Below are 24737 nucleotides of genomic sequence, written 5' to 3' on the forward strand. Positions count from 1 at the left end.
ATGTCGAGCTCACATGGTAGTCCGTAAGGGTTTGGATGACGATGTCAACCGCACATGGTAGTCCCCCGCCTATTTATCAGTCAAATTCTATTGGTCTCGCTATTTTGTTGCTTTGTCCGCCGTCGACGAGTATGGTCTGGCCGCTGACGTAAGTTGAATCATCTGACGCTAAAAATAGACATGCTTTAGCGATATCGTCGACTGTGCCGACGCGTCCCATCGGATTGAAAGCCAATGATTCTTCAAATGATTTCTCCGGGTTTTCGAGACTTGCAAAAGTTTTATGGAGAAGTGGTGTGTCGACAGAACTTGGTCCGACTGCATTGACACGAATCTGATGTTGTCCGTAATCGAGTGCCATCTGACGTGTTAAAGCTGTCAGTCCGCCTTTCGCACTTGCATATGCTGCGAGCCTCGTAATTGTTGTTTCAGCATGCCATGATACCATGTTGATAATCGATGAAGTGTCCTGTTTCTGCATTTCAGGTATAGCATACTTGCTGCACAGAAATGGTCCTGTTAAATTTATTCCCATTAAATTGTTCCATTCTTCGAGCGATGTTTCGTGCACAGATTTTCGGAAATTAATTGCGGCGTTATTTACTAAAACATCTAATTTTCCGAATTCATTTATCGTGTATTCAATTAAACTTTTAACATCTTCTTCATTACTGACATCTGTTTTATGAAAACGGACATCGAGGTTTTTATCAATTAAATCTTTTACAGTGTTTTCGCCTGCTTCAGCATCTATATCAGCAATGACAACTTTTGCCCCTTCTTCTGCAAAAACCTGCACGACGCCGCGCCCTATTCCCTGACTCCCCCCGGTAACGACTGCGATTTTATTTTTAAGTCTCATAACATCCCATCCTTCTCGTAAATTGCTTTCTTTATTATATTATCAATATTTAACTCATAAGTATAAAATCCAACGGGCGTCACATTTTAGACATAATATATGGTAAAATATGAACTAAATATAATATTAGAGTAAATTAACGCACCGTGAAGGAGAATTTATTATGGGTAAAAAAGGTTTAACAATTTTAGGGGTATCGGTCGGTGTTATTGCAGTATTGGCAGTCGGGGCATACATTTTGTTTCAGACGATGGTGAACAACCCGAAAAACAATTACTTAATGGCTGAACTGGACGATGTTGAAGGTACTTTCGAGTTATTTGAAGAGCGTTTTGAGAGCGAACTTGACTGGTATGAATATGCCGAGCAAAATGCGATTGAGTCAACATTAGGCATTACAGCAGAAACAAACGACCCTTCATTCCAGGAGATGGGTCTTGATCAGATGATTAATAACTCTAATATTGATCTTGCAATCGGTCAGGATATGGCAAATGAAGTCAGTACGATGGGGCTTAATGCAGACATAGCGGGCTTAACTATTTCAGATGTAAATGCATATATCACAGGTGAAAAAGCAGGGCTTACATTGCCGTTCATCGAAGAGTATATGGTGGTTAATGAAGCGGATGCAGCAACATTCCTGAATACACTTGACCCTGCAACATTTACAGGTGAAGAAGAGATCGATTACTCAATGTTCTTTGAAACCAGTGCACTGACAGAAACTCAGCGTGAATATTTAATTGATGAATATGCAACTTTCATTAGAGAAAACTTACCGGATGATGCGTTCGAGTCGGAAAGTGAAGAAATTACTGTCGGTGAGAATACAGTGAACGCTGATAAACTGACGATGACATTAACAGAAGAACAGATTCACACGTTCTTAAAAGACTTATTTAATAAGATGGCAGAAGATGAAGAGCTTGCAAACATTATCGAAACTCAGATGATGGCCGCAAACCTTGGCAACCCGGAAGCGCCTTCTGCGGAAAACGCAGCAACCGAGTTCAACAACTCATTAAAAGAAGCGGCAGAGAATATAGAAGATGTCGGCTTCCCTGAAGGTTTAACATCTGTTGTCTGGACAGACGGTGACGATAATATCATTCAGCGTGATTTCGATACGTCAATTACAGTTGACGGATCTACAGGCCAGGTTGCAGTCGACGGTGTTACAGAAATTACTGAAGACAGCACAGTTTTCAATTATGATATGGCATTCTCTGACGAGACTATGGAATCAGTAATAGGCTATACTGCTGATTTAAATGAAACTGAATCAGGTTATGAAGATGTGATCACATTAAGAGCGGATTCAGAAGATCTGTTTGTCATCAACTCTGTTAAAACAGATGAAGAAGACAGTGAAGTCTGGAATGTGGATATTAACTTTAATGAACAATTGACCGGCTCGCCGCTGACATTATTCATGGAGAGCAGCTCTGTATACAACGAAGACCAGGCAACCGGTGATATGACTCTGTATGCTGACGACGGTGTCAGTGTAACGAGAGATACTTTCGTATTGAATCTGACAAGCGACAGTCAGACGGTAAGTGAAATTGAAGTGCCTGGCGGGGATAATGAGAAAAACATTGGCCAGATGAGCATGGAAGAACTTGATGCGTACTTTAACGATGAAGTTAGTCCGCAATTTGAAGAGTGGATGAATGAAAACTTCGGTGCGCCATCAGGATTTTAATTAAAAAAGAAAGGATGCGTCAGCGATGAGAATAATGAAGCATATATTTGTATTCATCGCTAACGACATCAGCAGACTTAAGAGGAAGTGGCTGACACTTCCTCTTATTTTAATTTCACCGGTTATTTTTATCGGACTGATAATCTGGATGCTCAGCTCACTCCTGTCGTTTGATGAGGCGGCTAAAATGTCTGTCGGCCTTGTAAATCTGGATGACAGTGACGAGACTGCTGTGATTGTCTCGGCGCTCGCAGGCTCAGCTGAGGCAGCGGATGGACTTGAGATTATTGAAGTATCGGAATCTGATGCAAAACTGATGATTGAAAACGATACACTTGTTTCATATATAATATTCCCCGGGAAATTCACGGAAAAAATGATGAAGGGGGAATCAAGTGAACTGATTGTCGTCGGCAACCCGGATATGCAGCTGGAGAGTTATGTAATCAGCAGCGTAATTGATACAGTCGTCAGACATATCCGGAATTCACAGGCCAATATATTAACGATTAATCATTATGCCCGTGAATTCGGCATGACTGATGAGGCAAGGCAGAACTTAATTTTCGAAGAGTTTGTGAGCCAGTTTATTCAGGTGCTCTCGAGTGATACTTTGATGGATGAACATCAAAAAGCGCAGAATATCAGCGCGGGAAATATGTATTTTATCGTGAATGGCCTGTTCATTATAATGACTGTCTGGGTGTATATGCTGTACATCGCTTTAATGCGGGACATAAGCAGTAACCTGGAAGACCGGATGAAGGTGTTCGGAGTAACGCATCTTGCTCAAGGCCTTGCGAGAGTGCTTTCAACCGGCATAATTGTCACGGTGGCTTCTGCCCTTTTCACATATGGAGTATTAACGTTCGGTGGTATTGACCTGGAGACAGAAAATCTGCTGAGGCTGTTTATTCTGATTGCTCTTCACATATTTATTACGGCGATGATTATGATTATTATCGACTGGCTGCTTCCATCGTTTAAAATCAGTATGGTGGTTCAGCTTGCGGTACTGCTCATGATTATACTGTTCGCCGGCAGTATCATTCCGAGAATATACTTTCCTATTTATCTGGATACATTTTTTGATTATATGTACAGTTATCAATCACTATCCTGGATTGAAGAAATTATATTAAACGGCCGCTTTACTATGGAGATCGATATTATGATAGCGACATTCGGGATAGCTGCAGTGCTGCTGCTCGTTTTAAGTGTCCTGAAGGAGCGTCGATTCTTATGATAGATATGATATATGCGAGATGGCTGCTCATAAAGCGGCAGCTTCCTAAAATATCGTTGTGGCTCATTGTGCCAGTGCTGCTGACACTCGTCGTTACAAATGTGTTTAACAGCACCAGAGAAGACTTCAGAGTGCCTGCAGCAGTCGTTGTCCATGAAAGCAGTGCAGAAGCAAATATCTTTATAGAAGGTCTTAAGAGCAGTGAATTTATGGCGGTTGAAGTATTTAATACAGAAAACAGCACAGCTGCAATAAGGGAGCTGGAGCAATACAGGCTGGACAGTGTGTTTATATTGCCGGAAGACTTTGCAGAAAAAATACATGAAGGTCAGCGCAGGGACTTAATTGAAACGTATTATACAGACCGCTCGATCTACTACGAACAGGCGAAAGAACTGGCAGCTTCGCTCGTGCAGGAGCGGATGGGTGAATACACGACTGTTGATTATGTGCTGGAGCTGCAGAATAATCTGCTGGCTGAAACAGCTGTGACCGCTGAAGATGTAGCAGCTGAACGCAAACGTACAGAAACAGATACTAATCTCTTGAAACAGGTGTTTTATTTCCTTGGAGAATCGGCTGATATCGAAGAAACACCAGCCTTTCATCCATGGATAGTTTGGGCATATATAACGTTCACCGTTACTATTTTTATATTTGACTTTGTTACACGTGAAACTGTCAGCAGTACCAGGACCCGATTTTATTTTATGAAGCATTCATATACGAATTTTATGTTACTGACGCTAGTTATTATGACCGCTGTGATGCTGATAGTAGACAGTATTACTTATGTGATAATAAAAGAAGTACTAACAGGGAATATTAGCTTTCTGTCACTCGTCATGTTCCGTATTGTTATAAACGGCATTGCATTCCTGCTTGCCTCTTCCGTAAAATCACCAGTGAAATTATATCAGGCAGCTGTGGCGTTAACGATTGCTCTATTGGCACTTCAACTCGCTATGCCTGCCATTATTTCACTGACAGGACTGTCTTTAATGTCGTCGTTACACCCGGTACTGATGTTTATAGAGAATGAACTTAATATTTCGTGGATTATTCTAATTGCAGTTTTAATGCTCATTTGGGTTTGGAGGGATAACAATGCTGGAAGTTAACTCGGTAAATAAAAGTTATGGTAAGCGCCGCGTACTGGAAGACTTCAGCATGTCCGCAGAACAGGGAGAAATTATCGGGCTCGTTGGTGAGAATGGTGCAGGTAAATCAACACTGCTGAAAATTTTAGCAAGCTTATCGAAACCTGATAGCGGAGAACTTTATTTAAACGGCAAGCCATACAAAAAGTATTTTAAAGCACACAGAAAAGTTATCGGATACGTACCTCAGGATATTGCTGTATGGGAAGATTTAACTGTCATTGAAAATATGAAGTTCTTTCAAAAGCTGTCACCTGTTAAGAAATCTGTGTATGAATTGAAAACGCTGCTGAATAACATACAGCTAGATAGACATGATACTAAAGTCAGTAAATTATCCGGAGGTATGAAGCGGAAACTTAATCTCGCTATCAGTTTAATTAATAATCCTGAATTTCTGCTGCTGGATGAACCGACTGCAGGTATCGATTTAAAATCGAGGATAGAAATTGGAGAATTTTTAAAAGCTCAAGCGAAGAACAACGATACGCTTATCATTTACACATCGCATGATATGAATGAAATTAAAGAAGTATGCGATCGTGTTATTATTATCGGAAAAGACTCATTCTACAAAGACTTACTTGCGGAATATATAAAATAACACTATGCGTTATTTTATAATGCATAGTGTTATAAACTTTATGTGTGAAGGGTTTTTATAAAAATGAATGATTCATCCTGCATTAGGGTATGACATTTATAACAACAGTTTTAGTTTCAAAGGAGAGATGTATATGCTCGCTTATGTTTGGGCTGAAGATGAAAACAGGCTGATCGGTAAAGGCGATGCACTGCCCTGGCGTTTGCCCGCTGATGTTGCCTTTTTTAAAAAGATAACGATGCGGGGTGACATGGTGACCGGCCGAAAAACCTACGAATCAATTCCGAACAGACCGCTCCCCGGCCGAAGGAATATCGTCTTAACAAGACAGCAGGATTATGAAGCGCCGGGCGCAATAATAGTGCACTCCAAAGAGGAAATACTTGAACTTGCACAGACTGGTGATGAAGATCTTTATATCATCGGCGGTGCGGTATTATTTAAAATGTTTGAAAACGAAGTCGATGAATTATACCGTACTGTTATTCATGACACATTTGAAGGCGATACCTATTTCGATGAAAAATTTGACTATAACAAGTTTGAACTGGTTAAAACTGAAAAGGGTATCGTTGATGAGAAAAATTTATATGAGCATACTTTTGAATTATGGAGAAGAAAGTAATACATGCAGCCTAACCCCGGAACTGAAAAACAGTACCGGGGTTTAATTTACTCTTTATTGTTCAGCATGGCAGTCATCATCGTCGTAACACCCTGATTCGAAATGTCCTCAACGAAATCACCTAGAATTATTTCATCAACTTCTCCGTTCTTCTCAAGCCATAGTTGAAACATGCCGATAAGAGCTGATAATTGATATTCTATAATGTACTCGATTTTTTCAGGTTCTTTAATTTTAAGTTCATAAACGTAATCCATAATAATCATTCTGATACGCATTTTAAATTCGTGAACAAAACTGGGATCACCTTCAGGTCCAATCAGAACTGAAATTTTATCACTGTGTTCTTTGACGTAATCATTCGTCCGCTCCAGCGTATCGAAAATATTGCCGCCGTTTTTATCGAGCATCATCAGCGGACCGATAATCATATCTCTTGTCGGGATTAAACTTTCTTTAAGCAGAATCAAAATTTCATTTATATCACTGAAGTATGCATAAAATGTTCCGCGGTTATATCCTGCTTTATCTGTTATCTCTTTAACCGTAATTTTTGACAGAGGTTTTATTTTATAAATATCCCAGAATGCTTCTATCAGGTTGTTTCTGGTCACATCTCTTTGACTCATTTTAGACACTTCTTTCTATTTTTCAACACTTTACCGGTTATTGTTTATTGATAGTATTCAACTACTTTATTATGATTATAAGGGATTATACAACACGTTGTCGGCTTAAACAAATAAACAATATATAAGGAGAGTACTCAATTTGAAACTATCGGATTTTTCCATAAGACGCCCTAAATTTACAATCGTCGTTATGATTATACTTATGCTGCTTGGAATCGTTTCTTTAACAAGACTTCCACTCCAGCTTATGCCAAATATCCAGCCGCCGATTGCGGCAGTGGCAACTACTTACCAGGGGGCAGGTCCCGAGGAAGTAATGGAGGATGTCACGAAACCGATAGAATCGGAATTGTCATCCATTAACGGACTATCGAATATATCTTCTCAATCACAAGAAAGCTCTTCAGTTGTTATTTTAGAATTTGGTTATGATATGACAATTGATGAAGTGGAAAGTGATATAACTAGAGCACTGGAAAGCGTTCAGCTGCCTGAACAGGCAGGAGATCCTGCATTCCTTGAATTCGATATCTCGATGATGCCGAGTATCCAGATGGCAGTTACTTCAAGCGGTGAAAATGTTGCTGACTATCAGGGGCAGGTCGATGGCTTAGTCACTGAATTAGAAAACATTGAAGGTGTCGCTTCGATATCTCAAAATGGTACTGTCGTCGAAGAAATCCAGGTTAATCTGGATGTCGATGCATTATCTGAAGTTAATATGAGCCAAAGCGATGTTGCAGGACTTATAGAAGCGAACAATATATCTATTCCTAACGCAACCATAGTTGATACAGAAAGCCGCACCTCGATTTCAACACGGACAGTGAGTAATATCGACGGTGTTGAAACATTGCGCGAACTGGTTATTGCGGATCTGCCGGACGGCGGAACGCTGACACTGGATGATATTGCAGATGTGTCTATTGAAGAACAGGACAGCAATTCAATCACTAGGCTGAATCAGGATAACGCACTTTCTATTGACGTTATGCTTGCATCCGATGCAAACGCATCGAACGTAAACAGTGAATTCAATGAAGTACTCGATGAAAAACTCGAGGAAGATGAATTCAGTAACTTAACTGTTGAAACATTGTATGATGAAGGTGAATATATCGACCTCGCGATTAACAGTGTATACACGTCACTAATCAGCGGTGCGGTACTTGCAATGATTATACTGTTTGCTTTCCTGAGAAATCTGAAAGCGCCGTTAATCATCGGACTTGCAATACCATTCTCAGTTATTACAACATTTGCGCTGTTATTCTTTACAAATATCAGCATTAACTTAATGACACTCGGCGGACTTGCGCTCGGCATCGGTATGCTGGTCGATAACTCGGTTGTTGTAATAGAAAATATATACAGACATCTGTCTATGGGCAAAAATCCTAAAAAAGCAGCAAGTGACGGAACAAAAGAAGTCGCTTCCGCTATTATTGCATCAACATTAACCACTGCAGCAGTGTTTGCACCGGTTGTCTTCGTCAGCGGCCTTGTAGGACAGTTATTCACACCGCTGGCAATTACAGTTGTTTTCAGTCTGTTTGCTTCATTATTCGTCGCGTTAACTGTAGTGCCGATGATTTCGAGCCGTATTTTAGATGCGCCTAAAGAGAATATTGAAAAAGCACGCAGCGAAAGACCGTACATGAAATTACTGACTAAGTTTACGCGTTGGACTTTACAGCACCGTCTCTTAGTAATGATAATCACTGTACTGCTTATGGCAGCAGGTATTCTCGGAATCGTCAATCAGGGTATGACATTAATGCCTGAAAGCGATGAAGGTGCCCTAACAATTGAAATTGAAAAAGAACAAGGCACAATTTATGAAGATACTTTTGAAACAGTACAAAGCATTGAAAATCAGCTGGAAGATTACTCTGAAGTAGAAATGTACTTAAGCAACGTCGGTTCTCTGCAGCCGATGATGTCGATGTCGGAAGAAACAAACAAAGCGAGTATTACAGCGACACTGGTAAGCCAGGCTGACCGTAATGTTACGACTAATGAATTTATAAGCAATATTGAAGATGAGATAGAAGGACTGGATGAATCAGCAGAAATCAACGTCATTCCGATGTCACAGTCCGGCATAAGTTCTGAGCCGAACACTCTGATGCTGAGAGTATCTGATGATAACGCTGAACGTTTAGCAGAATCAGAAGCGATTATTATCGAAGAGCTGGAAGCAGACGGCAGTATCGACAGCGTAGCTTCAAGCCGTGAAGATATGGTTGAAGAAATGCAGATCAGAGTCGACAGAGATGCAGCACGTGAAAACGGCCTGCAGCCGGCCCAGATCGGTCAGGCATTATACGAAGCTTCAAATGGAGTGGAAGCTTCTACTGTGGAAGCAAATAATGATTATCTTTCTATCAACGTGAAATATCCGGATACGTATCTCGACAGCGTATCGAATTTTGAAACACTTGAGATTCCAAATGCTGAAGGTGAGTACGTTCCAATCAGCGAAGTCGCAGAACTTGAAGAAACTGAAATGCTGCCGTTAATTACGCGCAACGACCAGGAAGAAACAAGTGAGCTGACAGTAACTTATTCTTCAGATATGTCTCTCAATGAAGCGGGGACACACGTCGAAGATATAGTTTCAGCCGCGGACTTCAGCGAAGATACACACTACTCTGTCGGTGGAGATCTAGAAATGCTTGGGGATGCGATTCCTCAAATGCTGCTCGCAATCGTCTTAGGTGTAGTATTTATCTACCTGGTTATGGTTGCACAGTTTGAATCATTTAGACATCCGTTTATCGTTATTATGGCAATGCCGTTAAGTATTGTCGGTGTCATGGCGGCACTGGTACTTACAAACAGCCCGTTAAGTGTTGTGTCATTCGTTGGTATTATTATGCTGCTCGGAATAGTAGTCAACAACTCCATACTGCTTGTTGACTATACAAATCAGCAGAAAGAAAAAGGTATTCCGACAATTGAAGCGCTCGAAATCAGTGTTCGGCACCGTTTCCGTCCGATTATTATTACAGCACTGACAACAGCGCTTGGTATGCTGCCGCTGGCAATGGGTCTCGGTGAAGGCGGAGAGATGATTGCACCTATGGGGACAGTAGTCATCGGTGGACTCGTCAGCAGTACGTTCTTTACACTGTTTGTAATTCCGATCTTTTACAGCTATATCGACAAAGAAACACGCAACATGCATAAGAAGTATATGACACCTGAAGGTGAAATCATTACTCAAAAAGATATCGATGCTGAAAAACGTAAAGAAGCACAGACAGAACAGATGAATGTTAATGAAGTGAATGAAGAAGAAGAGGAAAGAAATTATATCGATGAGATGCAAAGACTAATCGATATAATGAAAAATAATAGCAATAGAAAATAGTAAATGAAAAACACCTTACCGGAACAATTCCGGTAAGGCATTTTTATATTGTTACAGCAGTTCCTGTATAAGGCTGTCCATTTTCTCGGGTTCGTCCTTAGGTCCGAATCTTTTTACGACTTCACCGTTTCTGTCTATTACAAATTTAGTGAAGTTCCATTTGATTTTACTGCCGAGCAATCCGCCCTGCTGTTCTTTTAAATGAGTGTACAACGGGTGTTCATTCTCACCGTTAACATTAATTTTTTCATGAATTGGGAAAGTAACGCCGTAATTAATTTTGCAAGACTCAGCAGCCTCTTCCGCGCTGCCCGGCTCCTGATTGGCAAACTGGTTACATGGGAAACCTAGAATGATAAACTTCTCATCTTTATATTGCTGATACAGTTTTTCAAGTCCGTCAAACTGTCCGCTTAAACCGCATTTTGTTGCTGTGTTTACTATGACTATTACATGATCTTTGTACTTATCAAGCTTATAAGTGCTATGGTCTTTATTTTCAACTTCTATATCATAAATACTGTTCATTGATTATCCCGCCTTTTTAATTTGTATACCCGTTTGAAAGTGAAAAATAACAATTTTATAAACTTCTCAAACGTTCCATATACATGTCATGCATAATTTTTAATTGGACGTCTGTGCCTGGATGTTTTTCCAAAGTCATAATATTTTTCATCAGTGCAAGTTTTCGTGCGAACAGACTGTAGTTGTTAATCATCGTCATAATTTCATCGGTAATACCTTCACCTGAAGGCAATGTTTTATCAGCCTGGCCATCGCTTACTATCCGGCTGACAATATTAGAAATATCATTACGTATCTTAAAATATTCTTCAGCTTCTGTTACGAAGTTTTCAAGCTCGCCAATATTTGATTCGAATATATCAATAAATTTTGATTTTTTCAGTGCTTCCGGGTTGCCCAGTCTGTTGACTCTTTGAAAAATAGATTCTACTTTTTGAAGACCGGTGTTACTCTGCCGGTTGATGCTGCAATAGAAATCGAGCTCTTCTGACAATATTTGATTGGCAACAGCGATAATAAGCATCTGTTTTTTCGGGAAGTATCTGAAAAGTGTTGCGACCCCGACTTCTGCCTCATTTGCAATATCCTGCATCTGCACGCTGTCCCAAGTGCTTTCAATCAGCAGTTTTTCGGCAGCATCGACAATCGCCTGTGTACGGCGCTCTTTGTTTTCCAGCTGTTTTGACATAGAATCTTCCCCTTTCAATTATTAATTATAATACATGGCTAAATATTAGCCTATCAGATAAATTAGCGTTATAATAATATTGATAGTTATACTATCATAATTGGAGGAATGCAAGATGACAAGATTAATGGACAAAGTTGCTATTGTTACAGGCGGAGCTAGAGGTATGGGAGAATCACACGTACGTCGTTTCGTTGAAGAAGGCGCTAAAGTTGTATTTACGGATATAAACGAAGAAGTTGGAGAGAAACTTGCTTCGGAGCTTGGTGATAGTACATTATTTGTGAAACACGATGTGACTGATGAAGCCGGATGGCAGGAAGTTATTGAAAAAGCAGAAGCGGCTTTCGGACCGGTTAACGTACTGGTAAATAATGCAGGAATCAGCATGAGCAAGAGTATCTTTGATATGTCAGTTGAAGACTATAAAAAAATTATCGATATTAATCAGGTTTCTGTCTTCCTCGGGATTAAAGCGGTATTGCCATCAATGCAAAAAGCTGAAGGCGGTTCAATTGTGAACATTTCATCGATGAACGGAATTGTCGGCGGTGCAGTTGGCTATACAGACTCTAAATTTGCTGTCAGAGGGCTGACAAAAGCAGCTGCATTACAAGTTGGACACCTTGGTATCAGAGTGAACTCAGTGCACCCGGGTGTAATCGAAACACCGATGGTAACTGAAGGCGATGCAGTGGAACAGATTAAAGAGTTCGCGAAGCACATCCCAATGCGCCGCATGGCTCAGTCGGAAGAAGTGACAAATATGGTGCTGTTCCTGGCATCAGAAGAATCAAGCTATTCTACAGGATCTGAATTCATTATCGATGGCGGCTTAACAGCAATGTAAGTTAAATTGTACAAAATGGAGTGATCAGTATGAAATTAAAAGATAAAGCAGTTATTATTACAGGCGGTGCCGGCGGGATAGGCAGCGGTATGGTGAAAGCGATGGCAAAAGAAGGTGCTAAAGTAGCGATTGTTGATCTGAACGAAGAACAGGGCAACGCGGTACTGAGTGAACTTCAGGAAATATCACCGGATTCAATGTTCATTAAAGCGGACTTAACAGAGCGCGAAAAACTGCATGAAATCGTCGATACTGTTGTGGAGAAATACGGCAAACTCGATGTGCTTGTAAACAATGCACATGCATCCAGACAGGTGAACTTTGAAGATACAACACAGGCAGACATGGACTTCTCATTCGACACAGGATTTTATCCGACATTTTATCTGATGCAAAGTGCATTCCCGTATCTTAAAGAGTCTAAAGGCAGCGTAATTAATTTTGCCTCCGGTGCAGGTCTTGAAGGGCAAAAAACACAAACGGCATATGCAGCAGCAAAAGAAGCGATCCGTGCGATTTCAAAAGTTGCAGCAAACGAATGGGGAGAATATGGTATTAATGTGAATATCATCAGCCCTATCGCAATGACACCGGGTGTTGAAGCGTGGTCAAAAGAACATCCCGAAACATTTGAAGCAATTGTTTCCAAAGTGCCGATGAAACGCTGGGGAGACCCTGAAAAAGATATCGGTCCGATAGCTGTGTTTTTAGCATCAGAAGATTCAAATTATATGACAGGCCAGACACTGATGGCTGACGGCGGTTCAATACAGATCCGCTAATCATAAAAAGAGACCTCACGGCATATCATCATTAAACTGCCGGAGGTCTCTTATTTTTATTCTTTTAGTAAGAACTGCTGTAACCGATTGTTCCCTGGGTTACAAAATCATTTTCTACTTTGAATGCTATAACGTTTTTCTCAGCTTCGTCTTTCTGGTCGCCGAGTTTATATACATACGTTTCGTATTTATCATCTTTATCTTTTTCTACTTCGTAGTCGTCCCCGTATGCTTCAGTTACTTCATCAATTGATAAAGTTTCTTCCTGAATCGGGAAGACGACTTTAGTTGCTGTTCCTCCGCGAAGTGTAAACTTTTGATCGTGTTCTTCAACAAACTCGGATTTCTTTTCGGCACGGTCTTCATAGTCGGCTTCCGAAGCCTCGATAGCGTGTCCGTTAAATGCTAACTCACCATCTTCTTCCAGTGTTTTTATAAGAGCATCGTTAAGAAGGAAGTTTCCATCACCGTAACCTGTATCGCCTTGATATTTATAATTTGAATTTTTAGATTCTGCTGCTTCGACTGTATTCATACCGTCATCTCCGCTTGCAACATGTGCGCTTGTAACGACAGTAGCTGCAATTCCCGCTGATGCCAGCACTCTAACTAATTTGTGCATGTTCATTTGGAATCATCTCCTAAAATTGTATAGCTTAAGTCCTAATTGTTGCACAATTTTATATGAACTGCAATTGATGTCAGGAGATACAGGAGTAGTGCATAGCGTTATATTATAACGCCCTCCTTTGAAGTGCTGTTATAACAGTATTTATAGCGGCGGTGCAGATGTTTCACGTTAAACAATTTTTTAATAATTATATTTCCTGATCTTTCTGCTTCATCGTTTTGTTATACGCTTCGAGGTATACTTTTTCCGATTCAGAAGCCATATCCATCGTGTTCATTGCGCGGTGCCAATGAGGGTAAATTGGTTCAAGAGCAGTAAAATCTGTAATTTGTGAAACGTCGTCATCGGATAATTGCAGCGTATAAGAAGCCACATTTTCATAAAGCTGTTTCTTGTTGCGTGCAGCGATAATTACCGAGTCGACATTAGGTCTGTCGCGAAGCCACGCGAGAACAACCTGCGGTACTGTGGCATTGTGTTTTGATGCAATATCCTGGAGCATTTCAACGAGGTTATAAAAGAATTCTTTATCTTTCAAGTACGGCTCGGCCCATCCATTGCCCTGGCGTGTGCCGGGCTGTGCTTTTTGGTTTCTGGTAATTTTGCCATTCAGCATACCTTCACCTAACGGCGACCAGATTGTGTTGCCAATTCCAAGCTCTGTCCCTGCAGGCAGCAGTTCATACTCCGCCTCGCGTGATTCAGGTGTGTAGTAAATTTGATGTGCGGCTGGCGGAATAAGATTATTTTCCACTGCAAATGTGTGTGTTTTTGCTAACGACCAGCCGCTGTAATTTGAAACTCCCCAATAACGGATTTTACCTTTTTTAATCAGGTCATTCATTACCTGGACTGTTTCGGAAACAGGCACACGTCCGTCCCACATATGAACATAATAAAGATCCAGATAATTCGTCCCGAGACGTTCCAGTGTTTTATCAATTGTGGATTCTATATTAATGCGAGTTGCACCGCCGTCATTAGGTCCGCCTTGAATCTGCACACCGGTCTTGCTGGCAATCGTCATATCTTTACGCTTATTGCCCAGCGCTTTGCCGAGTACAATTTCTGCATCACCTTTCGCGTATAGATTTGCTGTATCGAAATGGTTAATGCCGTGATCGAGCGCATAGTCGACAAAATGATTTGCAGTTTCCTGCCCCATATCCGCAGCGCCTTCAAAACCGTTTGTGCCGCTGAATGGAATTGTCCCAAGAGAGTACTTCGAAATATTTAAACCTGAATTACCCAATAGTTTGTAATCCATCATTATCCCTCCATCTTTAAACAGTATTTATATTCCCGTCATATTTATTTGTAATCACTATTCTGAAATTAAAATCATTTATACAGGGTATATAGTCTAATGAATCAAATTAACAGGAGGGTTATTTAATGACTCAGACAGTTCTTATTACAGGTGCCGGAACAGGCTTCGGTAAAAATATTGCATTTGCACTGGCGGAAAAAGGCAATCCGGTGATTGCAACGGTGGAAGTGATGTCGCAGGTCTCAGCGTTAGAGCAGGAAGCGCGCGAACGCGGTGTGACGATGCAGATTGAGAAACTGGACGTAACAAATGCTAAAGACCGTGAGAAGGCATGGACGTGGGATATTGATGTGCTGGTGAATAACGCTGCAGTAAAAGAAGGTGGTTCATTAGTTGATATACCGGAAGAGAATCTACGCCATCAATTCGAGGCTAATGTTTTTGGACCGATACTCTTAACTAAAGGATTTGCCCGTAAAATGGTGGAGAATAAGAGCGGACGCATCGTGTTTGTATCGTCGGTATCAGGGATTACAACAAATCCGCTGTCCGGCCCGTATTCAGGCTCCAAACATACTGTAGAAGCCTTTGCACTGGCATTGAGTAAAGAGCTTCAGGAATTCAATGTGGAAGTATCAACGATTAATCCGGGACCTTATTTAACCGGATTTAATGACCGTGAATTTGAAACGTGGAAAAACTGGGAGACAGATCTCAGTGAAACGGTATTTGATTACAGTAAAACGGCATTCCCGAGTGAACAATTCGACCCTCACGAAGTGACGGAACCGGCAATTAAAGTCATACTCGGTGAGACTAAGCAGTACCGAAACGTCATTCCTGAGAAGATGGTTTCAGGGCTGAAAGAAAAACAGCAGGCTGTATGGGATAAGAAAACAACTGACGGTCTCGGCGAACGTAACGAAACAGTACAGAAATCATATGACATTGAACCGGGAACTCCGGCAGAATAGTGAATGTAAAAAGTCCGCTTAATTTTTAAGCGGACTTTTTTTATCTTGCATCAGTACTTTCGAACGGAGAAATTACTGCTCCAAGCTGTACGGCAGCAAATATTGCAGCAGCGATCATCAGCAGTAAATATAAATCGTGTTTCGAGAAAGTTGTTCTGTGATAATATGTTCGGCTGCCGTCTGTGAACCCTTTTGATTCCATAGCAATGCCGAGTCTGTATGCCCGTCTGATACTTTGGCTGAGCAATGTGACAATCGTTGATTTCAGGCCTTTAAATCCAGAAATATGTTTTTTGTTAATCAGTGCACTGCGCACTTTTCTCGCCTGTCTCAGCTGGAAGTATTCAGAGACAATAATCGGCACCATTCGTATCGCTGCCATAAAAGAATAGGCATATTTAGGTTTCACTTTAAGCTGAATCATCAAAGCGTAAAACACATCGGTAATCTTCGTCGTAAATATAACGAGTGCACCGAATAACGACAGAATAACGCCGCGCATCGTAATGTGAAGTCCCCTGACAAAGCTTTCGTCAGTAATATGAATAATGCCGTAGCGAAACAGTGTTTCAGTACCTTCACCGTAAAATATCATATAGAGACTTGAGATGAACCCTGAAATAAATATGAAAATCAGCAGCATGACGAGATATTTAATTTTAACACCGCTTAGGCACAGTAATGCTATGAGCATGAGTATTGTCAGATGAAAGAGGACGTTCGGATTATGAATAAAAATTACTGTGGCAAAAAGTATTGCCGCGAGCAGTATTTTCGTCAGCGGATTCGCTTTATCTATAAAGGTGCTGTAATTCTTTATCGTTTCAAGCATGACCTGTCCTCTTCTCATGAAGTGTTCCATTTTCAATAATCAACCGTCTCGACGGATAGCGTTCTTTAATATTCTCATCATGCGTAATCATAATTATCGTTGTGCCTGCGACTGCCATTTCATGAAACATGCCGAGCATACGAAAAGCTGATTTCTGATCGAGACCGAACGTCGGCTCATCGAGCAGCAGCACATCAGGTACACCGCCGAGAGCTGTTGCAACACTTAAGCGTCTTTTCTGGCCGGTGGAAATTTCAAGCGGATGCAGATGGGCAATATTATTCAGCCCGAACTGATTTAAAATGACCTCTGTCTGGCGCACTGCTTCGTTATAGTCAAAACGTGATTCCATATTGATAAAAATCTCATCGAATACTTTATGTGTAATAAATTGCAGTTCCGAATTTTGGAAAACAGGATATACATTTCCCGCAATGTGTTTGGTCTTTTTAATTATTTTGCCCCGGTAATAAATGCTGCCGTCTGCCGGAATGAGTTTCATAATCGCAAGCAGCAGGCTGGATTTACCAGTGCCATTTTTGCCTTCTAGTGTAATCCATTCCCCTTTTCCAACACTTAAATGATCAACGTGCAGAATCTCCATGCCCCGGCGTTCAAGATGCAGGTCTTTCAGTTTCAGCAGTACTTCATCCTGAGGTGACAGCGGAGCGTATACAGGAGCCTTCTGCCACGATTCCGGATGCCAGACACCGTATTCATTTAAAAGGTCTTTGTGATGTCTTAAAACGTCATTGGGTATACCTTCGTGGATAATCTGTGCTTCGCCATTCATCAGAATGACACGGTCGACTTTATCCCAAATATAATCAACACGATGTTCAACGATAACTACTGTGCGTTTTTCCCAAATCTGCTCAATAACGTTCCACAACGAAGCTGCGGATTCATCGTCCAGCATACTTGTCGGTTCATCCAGGAACAGTGTATCTGGGTTCTGCAGCAGTGCGGAAGCGATAGACAGCTTCTGCTTCATTCCGCCAGATAAGTTATTAATATTTAAGTCGAGAGGCACATCGAGTCGGGTCTGCTTCAGTGCATCCAGCATCATCGGTTCCATATTTTCTTTTGGAATACTTCTGTTTTCTAATATAAAAGCGAGTTCTTCTGCAACAGTCGGCATCGTAAACTGAGAATCAGGATCCTGAAACACATAAGCATTATCATCAGGAATATCGAGAATCTCAGCTTTCATCGGTGTATGAATAACATTGGGAATTAATCCGCCCATGACATTCAGCAGCGTACTTTTTCCCGAACCGCTCGGTCCGAGCAGCAGTACTTTCTCCCCTGCTTCGATATAAATATTTAAATCGTTAAAAAGCTTGGCAGGTGCTTCCGGAAATTTTAAATTCAATTTTTCTATATTTACTCGAGACATATTATAATCCTTCATGTGAATTGTCAGCTCTTCGACCGACAAACTTTAAGACGCCGGTTTCTTTCAATGCTTTATAGAGCAAATGACCCAGCCAGCCGGCTACAATCGCACCACTGAGAATTCTGAGTGAGAACATTAATGCCAGATTCCATGTTTCAAGGTGTCCGAGATAACCGTAATACCAATCGAGCGGCAGCGTTGACAGAGCAGCTGCTATACCGGCAAGAACTGCCGCCATCAGGCTTGTACTCTTATATCTGAAGAACAGGAATACAAGCTCACAAACCAGTCCCTGTATTAAACCATACATAATCAGCGAGACATCAAACTGCAGCAAGACAATCGTTTCGCCTGAAGCCGCTGCAAACTCGGCAATCAGTGCAACACCGGGTTTTCTTATAATTAAGTACGCCACGATTGCAGCGATAAACCACATGCCGTAAACCAGTTCATTTAAGTGAAGTCCGAACGGCTGTAGAATAGTATAAATTCCGTCCCATAAAGAATAAATAACAGCGAAAACGAGTGCGATAACGACAGTAATTAAAATATCAGTGAGTGTTAAACTGTTTCCTTTTTTCATGATGAAGCCTCCGTTATAAATTTCAAACAAAAAAACACACCACTAACGGAATGGTGTGCATATAAAAATATGCCACTTCCCTACGCTAGTATGATCTAGATCAGGTGATAAGGGTCAATCTCAGTCCGTACGGACACCCCCAGTGGTGGTGAATTCATTATTTGATTATCACTATCATAGTCCACTTATGTGAATTTGTGAAGTGTCATCTGTTTAGTAATCGTAACACCCTGCTTCGGATTTTCGTACAGCGTTACTTTCAGCAGTACATCATTCTCCGGCAAACGTGCAGAAAACTCTTCAAACAGCCAGTAAGCTATGTTTTCTGCTGTCTTATTCATCTCCGGCAGTGTTTCATTAAGCAGGCAGTTATCCAGCTTAACGCCGATTTCTTCATCATAAATTTTATCGATTAAATGAAAATCAGTCGCAAGACCAAGAGCATTAACAGGTGAAGATATCTCAATGCTGAAAGAATAATGATGATTCTTTAAATCTTTAAAAGCAGTATTCGAAAAAAATATACGGTTATCGCATATAAACGAAAAATGTTTGTGAATGGTTACCTGTTCTTCAAAATACTTAAACTTTTCAGGTGGCTTTACATCGTTAATATTCATATAACTACCTCTTTATAAATCAATTTAATTAATTATACCCATTCATAATAGTAAGTATCAAATGTGTGAAACATCATAAAGAGTTGTTAGGTTATGCTCTAAAACGGGAATAGATAAATAAAGGCAGTTGCGAACTAATCTTTTAAGGAGGATTTATCATGCGTAAACGAACAAAGTTTATTATTGGAGCAGGGCTCGCAGCAGGAGTGCTTTATGCATCTAAGACAGAAGCGGGACAGTTAATTAAAGGTGCAGTAAATAAATGGACGGATGATGACTATATTATTAATCTCGGTAAGCCTGATGAGGCAAGAGATGCAAATATGGTGGATGAAGGTGCGATGACAAGCGTATTATACTATTACGAGCTACGGGATAAGGCATCTGAACAGGGAGATAAATACGCATAAAAAAAGCCGGGATATCCCGGCTTTTTGTTTAGCTGAATAAATTTATGAAGAACACGATAACGGGAATGTTAACGATATCAATAAGGAATGCTCCAACGACCGGTACGATTAAGTAAGCGGTCTTCGAAGAACCGAATTTAGATGTAACTGCATCCATGTTAGCCATAGCTGTAGGAGTTGCACCTAGTCCACTTCCGATCATACCGTTAATCATCACGACTGCGTCATAGTTCTTCCCTAGCAGTCTGTAGACGATAAACATCGTATACAAAATAATGAAGATAACATGAACCGAAACAATCAGCAGAATCGGCAGTGCCAGATCAGCGAGTTCCCACAGTTTTATGCTCATCAATGCGAATGATAGGAATAAACCTAAAGAAACCGCACCGATTTTATCGTTTACAGTCGTATCGAAATCAAATGATATTCTGTCCTGTGAAGCATCGAGAAGTGTTCTAACGACAATCGCAACAAACATCGCACCTACATAATCGGGCAAAATAACTCCAGTTAAATCGGAGAAGATACTTCCGATATACGTGCCGAGAGCCATAGCAAATGTAATAATGGCAAGGTATATAAAGAATTGATCGATTGTAAATTTATTTTCTTTTTTCTGAACAGGAATTTCATAATCGCCAGCATCGAACTTGGGTTCGTTACTCTTAAGATTGTGCTTGTTAATCATAAAGCGTGCAACCGGTCCGCCAAATACGCCGCCGGCGATGAGGCCGAGTGTCGCCGCAGCAATCCCGACAGTTGTCGCACCCTGTACTCCTAATCCATCAATTGTTTCACCGAATGCCGCAGCACCCCCGTGCCCGCCGATCATCGCAGGAGAAGAAGCCATAAGACCAAGCAGCGGATCTATACCAAGCAGACTTGCTATGGATACACCTAAAGTATTTTGTACAATTGATAAAAAACTTGCGGCAAGTAAATAAATCACAAGTAGTTTTCCACCCAATTTAATAAGTTTAAAACTTGCACCTAAACCGACTGTTGTAAAAAATATAATCATAAATAAAGACTGTAGAGAAGTATCAACAGTTATCGTAACTAAACCAGCAGTGTGCATTATCAATGTGAACACTGCAAAAATCAGACCGCCGACAACTGGTGCCGGTATAGAGTATCTATCTAAAAAATGTATTTTTTTAACTAAGTAAGCACCGATGAGGTAAACTATCACTGCTAAAAATAATGATGTCACTAAATTTAATTCCATATCCCATCCTCCATCATTTAAAATTCAATCAGAAAACCTATTCTAATCTATAACTGAAGAATAACCAACAATAACTTTTACATCTTTGCAGTAAATTATGTAGTTTTTGTGAACGCATACATTTTGCCGATAAACAAAAATCCCGCTGGAGCTTTAGCAGCTCGGGCGGGATTTAAATAATCATTGTAACGCATGGCATAGTTTTGTAACGCTATACATTACATTGAGTGTTAAGTTCCTAAATCCTTTAACTCTCCCATTTGGAATGAAGAATGCATGTGCAGAAATTATCATTCGCATAGTCAGGCTGGAAGTGCTTGATAACATCTTCTTTCATATTACCAAATGTTGTTTCCGGTTTATGTTTAATTCCATCGTAAAATGCTTGAATAATATCATTTTTAAAATTTTTTCTAGGAAACTTTTGAACGACAGATTTTCTGATTTCTTCACTGAACTGATCGAAGTTATCCCCCATTACGTCCATGCCGACACCGTGGAAAAGAAGTGCGACTTCGCTCTCTTTGTGCTCTGCAACACCCGGTGTAGTATGAAGTGCGATTGCGTCCCAGACGAGCTGAATCTGCTGTGGCGTGATATTATGAGTGTTTAAAAACTGGCGTGCTGCGTTCGCACCGTCAACTTCAAAGCGCAAATCATCACTGCTGTACTGTTTTGTTAAACCTAAATCATGGAAAAGTGCGCTGATGTATAATAGTTCATGATCATACTTCACTTTATCCTGATCCCCTTTAACAGCACCGAATAGATATACTCTGTTAGAATGGTTCCAAATTAATTCATTACCGTATTCGTGAACGAGATCTTGTGCATCCGTAATAATCTTACTGTCCGGTACTTTAATATTACCTAAATCTGTAATCATATTATCTCTCCTTCTCCCCCATATAGTAATTAGATAAATATTATTTTTCAAACTATCCGGGTTAATTGATTATGCTCTGTATCTCCGGAATGATATATAACGATTTAAAAAATATTGAATCACAGTTGCAAGCATTGTCGCACCGATTTTTACTATAATGGCATTCCATCCAAGATGCTGAACGAAAATCAAAACGAGCAGTGCAACGATTGAAAAACCAATTGCACCGACTGTCAGGAATGATAAATAACGTCTGAAAAATTTGCTGTCTGCTTTAAAATTAAAATGGTAATTCAGTATAAAATTTGTTGTAACGCCTGTGAACATACTTATTAGATTTACTAGCTGAATGTGTATATCTGTATATGTGTGCAGCAGGATAAACAGCAGTAAATCAAGAGCGCCTCCGACTGCTGCAATCAAAATGTATTTAAAAAACTCCTTAAGCTTACGCATATAAACACAACTCTCTGAAGGCGTTTACTTTATTCAAACATTGATTTAGAAATATTCAATGCTCGGAGCATCGCTGTTTTTTTATAATTATGATCCTCGCTTTTATTCAGGATATCATCTACTGTTTTCACACCTTCGACGATGTAATCACCTTTATTCAGCATAATACACTCGGCGCGGGAGCCTGCAACGACATCCGAAATTTCTGAGCGTGTTGGGATACCTGTTTTAATCAGTGATTCAAGCACCTGTGTTGCCCAGATAATTGGAATATGGGCTGCCTCGCATATCCAAAGTAGTTCTTCCTGAATTTCGCTGAGTCGTTCATACCCTATTTCAACTGCGAGATCTCCGCGTGCCAGCATAATTCCGAATGGTCTTCTTGATGCCGCTTCAGCGATGATATTCGGAATTTCTTCAATGGCTTCTGTCGTTTCTATTTTTGCGATTATCGGCATATTCTTTTTGTCTGACGGGAGTTTTTTCTGGAGTGTATTTTCAATATATTTTATATCATCTGCACTTTTTACGAAGGAAAATGCAATGATATCTGCGTGCTCAGCTGCAAAATCGAGATCGTTCATATCTTTCTCTGTCAGTACATTTAAATTGATGTCAAGATCCGGAAAGTTAATACCTTTTTCTGTTTTAATTTTTACGCCTTTCGCTTTGGAGGTTCTAGTCACTTTACAAATTAAACCGCCGTCCTCGATTTCAGTTACTCTTGCTTCAATCTGCCCGTCATCAATTTTAATGAGCTGATCAATGTCTACATTTTTAAGCACTTCAGGAACAGAAGTGTTAATCGCTACATTTACTTTTGGCGGCAGCAGCATTGCTTCCTGGTTTGACAGCAGGAAATATTCTCCGGCTTTCAGCTTAGGATTTCTTTTAGAAGTGAGAAGTGTTTTTATCCGGACTTTAGGTCCGCTTATATCCATTAAAATTCTGCATGGATTATTTGTTTCTTCAGATGCTTTCGTAATGTTTTCAATCATCTGTTTCCACGTATTCGAGTCATCGTGCGCGCAGTTAATACGGGCTGAATTCATGCCCGACACCACAAGGTTTTTAACTAACTCATAATCCTTTGCAGCTTCCGACGGCATCGTGACCATAATTTGTGTGTGCCGATGTTCATTGCCTTCACCCAGCAGCATTTTGGTATTTTTATTGAGCAGACTGTTTCTGTCAGTTGAGTCTGGATACTTGAAATACTCAGTATCATTCTCTGCCTCTCCAGTAATGTAGCCGAGCGTTTTAATTACAGCATCCAGATTGCCGGACACGTTAGGTTCAAGTCTCCCGAGTGATGATACACCCCAGGGAATTAAAGTGTTTTGTATTTCACGGTGGTCATGGCGGCGGAAGGCCATGTAATAAGCAAGATTTTTAAGACTTTGAACATACTCCTCCCTTACATTATCTTGCTGCCAGCGGCTAAGAATCTGTTCTCCATCTTCAGTTACCTGCTGGCGTATCTGTTTTACATCATTTAATAACGGTGCTGCTTCTTTATTCATAATGTCCCCCTAAGTGTGTTAGAACCCTTTTTTGTGAAGTGAAAAAATAATAATGAAATAGCAAAGATGTATAATTGTCCATACAGTAAATCCTAATAAGCCCTGCAGTTCGATATGCATCACACTTAAGTAACCAAGCGCGTAAAACAGCAGGCTCGTGACTATCCAGCTGAACACTAGTGCTGGTATATAAAATCTTTTAAAATTATCAAATATAAATTTAAGTAAAACTGCAATCATAACTGACACGATCATATGGAATAGAATTTCTATGCCGGTATGAATATTCATTTCCGTCATAAAATCCACATTCAAAAGCAGAGTCATCAGCTCCATTTGTGTCAGCCATTCTATCAGTGCACAAACGATAAATAAAAACGTGCCTGAAATAAGTCCAATGACAGTTCCTGATTTTAAATATTTCATATATCCAAATCCTTAGGTGTATAAAGATATAAACATGACTGCCCGGCGTATTAGATACCAGGCAGTCTATGATTTTAACCGAAAATTTTGTCTGTCGCTTTTGCGCCTTCGATGTCACGTTCCTTAAGTTCGTTTGTAGAGAACGTTGTCCACACCACAGTCACAGTCGTGTAATTAATTCTGATTCCGGGATGATGCTGCTCTTTCTCTGCCTGCTGAGCCAGCATATTTACGAATTCGATACCATCTAAGAAACGCTCGAATTTAAATTTCTTAATGAGCTTTTCGTCTTTTAATTCCCAGCCTTCGAGTTTTTTTGCTTCTGCTTTAACATCCATAATCAATTACCTCCTGCTCATTTTGTACATATGTAATTTATACCCTGTCTGCATAAAAGAAATCATTCAGATGATTGGGACAGTGGATTCTGTGGTA

At 40.4% G+C, this 24737-nt stretch carries 26 protein-coding genes and 1 riboswitch; of the genes, 10 read left to right on the plus strand and 16 right to left on the minus strand.

The window, feature by feature from the left end; genetic code table 11:
• Positions 1–76 precede the first annotated feature (76 nt).
• On the minus strand, positions 77–862 hold the full coding sequence (locus tag H625_RS0107775; protein ID WP_026859424.1) for an SDR family NAD(P)-dependent oxidoreductase: 786 nt from the start codon (positions 860–862) through the stop codon (positions 77–79).
• 163 nt (positions 863–1025) lie between these two features.
• Here H625_RS0107775 and H625_RS0107780 point away from each other — a divergent pair, with 163 nt between their 5' ends.
• The 5 genes from H625_RS0107780 (at position 1026) to H625_RS0107800 (ending at position 6205) form a co-directional block, all read left to right on the plus strand.
• The gene (locus H625_RS0107780) at positions 1026–2570 is read left to right on the plus strand and encodes a DUF6583 family protein (RefSeq protein WP_026859425.1); all 1545 of its coding nucleotides are present in this window, start codon (positions 1026–1028) and stop codon (positions 2568–2570) included.
• A gap of 34 nt (positions 2571–2604) precedes the next feature.
• The gene (locus H625_RS0107785; RefSeq protein WP_169516124.1) at positions 2605–3816 is read left to right on the plus strand and encodes an ABC transporter permease; all 1212 of its coding nucleotides are present in this window, start codon (positions 2605–2607) and stop codon (positions 3814–3816) included.
• The gene (locus H625_RS0107790) at positions 3813–4937 is read left to right on the plus strand and encodes an ABC transporter permease (RefSeq protein WP_026859427.1); all 1125 of its coding nucleotides are present in this window, start codon (positions 3813–3815) and stop codon (positions 4935–4937) included. The genes H625_RS0107785 and H625_RS0107790 overlap by 4 nt, the downstream gene beginning before the upstream one ends.
• Positions 4924–5580: an ABC transporter ATP-binding protein gene (locus H625_RS0107795; RefSeq protein ID WP_026859428.1), complete on the plus strand. Its 657-nt coding sequence runs from the start codon at positions 4924–4926 to the stop codon at positions 5578–5580. Before H625_RS0107790 ends, H625_RS0107795 begins: the two co-directional genes overlap by 14 nt.
• A 133-nt stretch (positions 5581–5713) precedes the next feature.
• Positions 5714–6205, plus strand: coding sequence for a dihydrofolate reductase (locus H625_RS0107800; protein WP_026859429.1), 492 nt, complete (start codon positions 5714–5716; stop codon positions 6203–6205).
• Between the two features lie 47 nt (positions 6206–6252).
• Here the strand turns inward: H625_RS0107800 and H625_RS13255 are convergent, their stop codons facing one another.
• A complete protein-coding gene (locus H625_RS13255; RefSeq protein WP_051239027.1) occupies positions 6253–6834 on the minus strand; it encodes a TetR/AcrR family transcriptional regulator in 582 nt (193 codons plus the stop codon).
• A gap of 142 nt (positions 6835–6976) precedes the next feature.
• On the opposite strand from H625_RS13255, the gene H625_RS0107810 reads away from it, so the two are divergent.
• Positions 6977–10213, plus strand: coding sequence for an efflux RND transporter permease subunit (locus tag H625_RS0107810; protein WP_026859430.1), 3237 nt, complete (start codon positions 6977–6979; stop codon positions 10211–10213).
• 51 nt (positions 10214–10264) lie between these two features.
• Here the strand turns inward: H625_RS0107810 and H625_RS0107815 are convergent, their stop codons facing one another.
• A complete protein-coding gene (locus H625_RS0107815) occupies positions 10265–10741 on the minus strand; it encodes a glutathione peroxidase (protein ID WP_026859431.1) in 477 nt (158 codons plus the stop codon).
• 55 nt (positions 10742–10796) lie between these two features.
• Positions 10797–11429 carry a TetR/AcrR family transcriptional regulator gene (locus tag H625_RS0107820; protein WP_026859432.1) on the minus strand — a complete coding sequence of 211 codons (633 nt, stop codon included), beginning with the start codon at positions 11427–11429 and terminating at the stop codon, positions 10797–10799.
• Positions 11430–11544: 115 nt separating this feature from the next.
• On the opposite strand from H625_RS0107820, the gene H625_RS0107825 reads away from it, so the two are divergent.
• The gene (locus tag H625_RS0107825; RefSeq protein WP_026859433.1) at positions 11545–12279 is read left to right on the plus strand and encodes a glucose 1-dehydrogenase; all 735 of its coding nucleotides are present in this window, start codon (positions 11545–11547) and stop codon (positions 12277–12279) included.
• A gap of 29 nt (positions 12280–12308) precedes the next feature.
• Positions 12309–13061 (plus strand): SDR family NAD(P)-dependent oxidoreductase, encoded by a 753-nt coding sequence (locus H625_RS0107830; protein WP_026859434.1) that lies wholly within the window; start codon positions 12309–12311, stop codon positions 13059–13061.
• Positions 13062–13125: 64 nt separating this feature from the next.
• Here H625_RS0107830 and isaB read toward each other — a convergent pair whose 3' ends face one another.
• Positions 13126–13689, minus strand: a complete 564-nt coding sequence (gene isaB / locus H625_RS0107835; protein ID WP_026859435.1) for an immunodominant staphylococcal antigen IsaB family protein — start codon at positions 13687–13689, stop codon at positions 13126–13128.
• A gap of 190 nt (positions 13690–13879) precedes the next feature.
• Positions 13880–14959 (minus strand): aldo/keto reductase, encoded by a 1080-nt coding sequence (locus H625_RS0107840; RefSeq protein WP_026859436.1) that lies wholly within the window; start codon positions 14957–14959, stop codon positions 13880–13882.
• 128 nt (positions 14960–15087) lie between these two features.
• Here H625_RS0107840 and H625_RS0107845 point away from each other — a divergent pair, with 128 nt between their 5' ends.
• Positions 15088–15936 carry an SDR family oxidoreductase gene (locus H625_RS0107845; protein ID WP_026859437.1) on the plus strand — a complete coding sequence of 283 codons (849 nt, stop codon included), beginning with the start codon at positions 15088–15090 and terminating at the stop codon, positions 15934–15936.
• Positions 15937–15976: 40 nt separating this feature from the next.
• Here the strand turns inward: H625_RS0107845 and H625_RS0107850 are convergent, their stop codons facing one another.
• The 4 genes from H625_RS0107850 to H625_RS0107865 form a co-directional block, all read right to left on the minus strand.
• Positions 15977–16768, minus strand: a complete 792-nt coding sequence (locus tag H625_RS0107850; protein WP_026859438.1) for an energy-coupling factor transporter transmembrane component T family protein — start codon at positions 16766–16768, stop codon at positions 15977–15979.
• Positions 16761–18167, minus strand: coding sequence for an ABC transporter ATP-binding protein (locus H625_RS0107855; RefSeq protein ID WP_035785510.1), 1407 nt, complete (start codon positions 18165–18167; stop codon positions 16761–16763). The genes H625_RS0107850 and H625_RS0107855 overlap by 8 nt, the downstream gene beginning before the upstream one ends.
• A 1-nt stretch (position 18168) precedes the next feature.
• Positions 18169–18750: an ECF transporter S component gene (locus tag H625_RS0107860; RefSeq protein WP_026859440.1), complete on the minus strand. Its 582-nt coding sequence runs from the start codon at positions 18748–18750 to the stop codon at positions 18169–18171.
• Between the two features lie 60 nt (positions 18751–18810).
• Positions 18811–18901, minus strand: a riboswitch (TPP riboswitch).
• Positions 18902–18935: 34 nt separating this feature from the next.
• Positions 18936–19370, minus strand: coding sequence for a 6-pyruvoyl trahydropterin synthase family protein (locus H625_RS0107865; RefSeq protein WP_026859441.1), 435 nt, complete (start codon positions 19368–19370; stop codon positions 18936–18938).
• Between the two features lie 158 nt (positions 19371–19528).
• Between H625_RS0107865 and H625_RS0107870 the strand changes: the two genes are divergently transcribed.
• On the plus strand, positions 19529–19780 hold the full coding sequence (locus H625_RS0107870) for a hypothetical protein (RefSeq protein WP_026859442.1): 252 nt from the start codon (positions 19529–19531) through the stop codon (positions 19778–19780).
• A 28-nt stretch (positions 19781–19808) separates the two neighbouring features.
• Here the strand turns inward: H625_RS0107870 and gltS are convergent, their stop codons facing one another.
• From gltS to H625_RS0107900, 6 genes are all read right to left on the minus strand, one after another.
• Positions 19809–21011, minus strand: coding sequence for a sodium/glutamate symporter (gene gltS, locus H625_RS0107875; protein ID WP_026859443.1), 1203 nt, complete (start codon positions 21009–21011; stop codon positions 19809–19811).
• Positions 21012–21258: 247 nt separating this feature from the next.
• Complete coding sequence (locus H625_RS0107880) at positions 21259–21897, minus strand: HD domain-containing protein (RefSeq protein ID WP_026859444.1); 639 nt, start codon at positions 21895–21897, stop codon at positions 21259–21261.
• 69 nt (positions 21898–21966) lie between these two features.
• Positions 21967–22353 (minus strand): GtrA family protein, encoded by a 387-nt coding sequence (locus tag H625_RS0107885; protein WP_026859445.1) that lies wholly within the window; start codon positions 22351–22353, stop codon positions 21967–21969.
• 29 nt (positions 22354–22382) lie between these two features.
• Complete coding sequence (locus H625_RS0107890; protein ID WP_026859446.1) at positions 22383–23876, minus strand: pyruvate kinase; 1494 nt, start codon at positions 23874–23876, stop codon at positions 22383–22385.
• Between the two features lie 18 nt (positions 23877–23894).
• On the minus strand, positions 23895–24302 hold the full coding sequence (locus H625_RS0107895) for a hypothetical protein (RefSeq protein WP_026859447.1): 408 nt from the start codon (positions 24300–24302) through the stop codon (positions 23895–23897).
• A gap of 74 nt (positions 24303–24376) precedes the next feature.
• On the minus strand, positions 24377–24640 hold the full coding sequence (locus H625_RS0107900; protein ID WP_035785513.1) for a 4a-hydroxytetrahydrobiopterin dehydratase: 264 nt from the start codon (positions 24638–24640) through the stop codon (positions 24377–24379).
• Positions 24641–24737: the final 97 nt, after the last annotated feature.

This window comes from Jeotgalicoccus psychrophilus DSM 19085 (assembly GCF_000425845.1).
Taxonomy (GTDB): Bacteria; Bacillota; Bacilli; order Staphylococcales; family Salinicoccaceae; genus Jeotgalicoccus; species Jeotgalicoccus psychrophilus.

What these genes read in the sequence shown, in the direction of transcription:
- H625_RS0107830 (WP_026859434.1), top strand. Translation starts at nt 12,309, where the DNA reads ATGAAATTAAAAGATAAAGCAGTTATTATTACAGGCGGTGCCGGCGGG.
- H625_RS0107870 (WP_026859442.1), top strand. Translation starts at nt 19,529, where the DNA reads ATGCGTAAACGAACAAAGTTTATTATTGGAGCAGGGCTCGCAGCAGGA.
- H625_RS0107860 (WP_026859440.1), bottom strand. Translation starts at nt 18,750, where the DNA reads ATGAAAAAAGGAAACAGTTTAACACTCACTGATATTTTAATTACTGTC.
- H625_RS0107825 (WP_026859433.1), top strand. Translation starts at nt 11,545, where the DNA reads ATGACAAGATTAATGGACAAAGTTGCTATTGTTACAGGCGGAGCTAGA.
- H625_RS0107820 (WP_026859432.1), bottom strand. Translation starts at nt 11,429, where the DNA reads ATGTCAAAACAGCTGGAAAACAAAGAGCGCCGTACACAGGCGATTGTC.
- H625_RS0107815 (WP_026859431.1), bottom strand. Translation starts at nt 10,741, where the DNA reads ATGAACAGTATTTATGATATAGAAGTTGAAAATAAAGACCATAGCACT.
- H625_RS0107890 (WP_026859446.1), bottom strand. Translation starts at nt 23,876, where the DNA reads ATGAATAAAGAAGCAGCACCGTTATTAAATGATGTAAAACAGATACGC.
- H625_RS0107790 (WP_026859427.1), top strand. Translation starts at nt 3,813, where the DNA reads ATGATAGATATGATATATGCGAGATGGCTGCTCATAAAGCGGCAGCTT.
- H625_RS0107850 (WP_026859438.1), bottom strand. Translation starts at nt 16,768, where the DNA reads ATGCTTGAAACGATAAAGAATTACAGCACCTTTATAGATAAAGCGAAT.
- H625_RS0107900 (WP_035785513.1), bottom strand. Translation starts at nt 24,640, where the DNA reads ATGGATGTTAAAGCAGAAGCAAAAAAACTCGAAGGCTGGGAATTAAAA.
- H625_RS0107840 (WP_026859436.1), bottom strand. Translation starts at nt 14,959, where the DNA reads ATGGATTACAAACTATTGGGTAATTCAGGTTTAAATATTTCGAAGTAC.
- isaB (WP_026859435.1), bottom strand. Translation starts at nt 13,689, where the DNA reads ATGAACATGCACAAATTAGTTAGAGTGCTGGCATCAGCGGGAATTGCA.
- H625_RS0107775 (WP_026859424.1), bottom strand. Translation starts at nt 862, where the DNA reads ATGAGACTTAAAAATAAAATCGCAGTCGTTACCGGGGGGAGTCAGGGA.
- H625_RS0107845 (WP_026859437.1), top strand. Translation starts at nt 15,088, where the DNA reads ATGACTCAGACAGTTCTTATTACAGGTGCCGGAACAGGCTTCGGTAAA.
- gltS (WP_026859443.1), bottom strand. Translation starts at nt 21,011, where the DNA reads ATGGAATTAAATTTAGTGACATCATTATTTTTAGCAGTGATAGTTTAC.
- H625_RS0107880 (WP_026859444.1), bottom strand. Translation starts at nt 21,897, where the DNA reads ATGATTACAGATTTAGGTAATATTAAAGTACCGGACAGTAAGATTATT.
- H625_RS0107785 (WP_169516124.1), top strand. Translation starts at nt 2,605, where the DNA reads ATGAAGCATATATTTGTATTCATCGCTAACGACATCAGCAGACTTAAG.
- H625_RS0107885 (WP_026859445.1), bottom strand. Translation starts at nt 22,353, where the DNA reads ATGCGTAAGCTTAAGGAGTTTTTTAAATACATTTTGATTGCAGCAGTC.
- H625_RS13255 (WP_051239027.1), bottom strand. Translation starts at nt 6,834, where the DNA reads ATGAGTCAAAGAGATGTGACCAGAAACAACCTGATAGAAGCATTCTGG.
- H625_RS0107865 (WP_026859441.1), bottom strand. Translation starts at nt 19,370, where the DNA reads ATGAATATTAACGATGTAAAGCCACCTGAAAAGTTTAAGTATTTTGAA.
- H625_RS0107795 (WP_026859428.1), top strand. Translation starts at nt 4,924, where the DNA reads ATGCTGGAAGTTAACTCGGTAAATAAAAGTTATGGTAAGCGCCGCGTA.
- H625_RS0107855 (WP_035785510.1), bottom strand. Translation starts at nt 18,167, where the DNA reads ATGTCTCGAGTAAATATAGAAAAATTGAATTTAAAATTTCCGGAAGCA.
- H625_RS0107800 (WP_026859429.1), top strand. Translation starts at nt 5,714, where the DNA reads ATGCTCGCTTATGTTTGGGCTGAAGATGAAAACAGGCTGATCGGTAAA.
- H625_RS0107895 (WP_026859447.1), bottom strand. Translation starts at nt 24,302, where the DNA reads ATGAAATATTTAAAATCAGGAACTGTCATTGGACTTATTTCAGGCACG.
- H625_RS0107780 (WP_026859425.1), top strand. Translation starts at nt 1,026, where the DNA reads ATGGGTAAAAAAGGTTTAACAATTTTAGGGGTATCGGTCGGTGTTATT.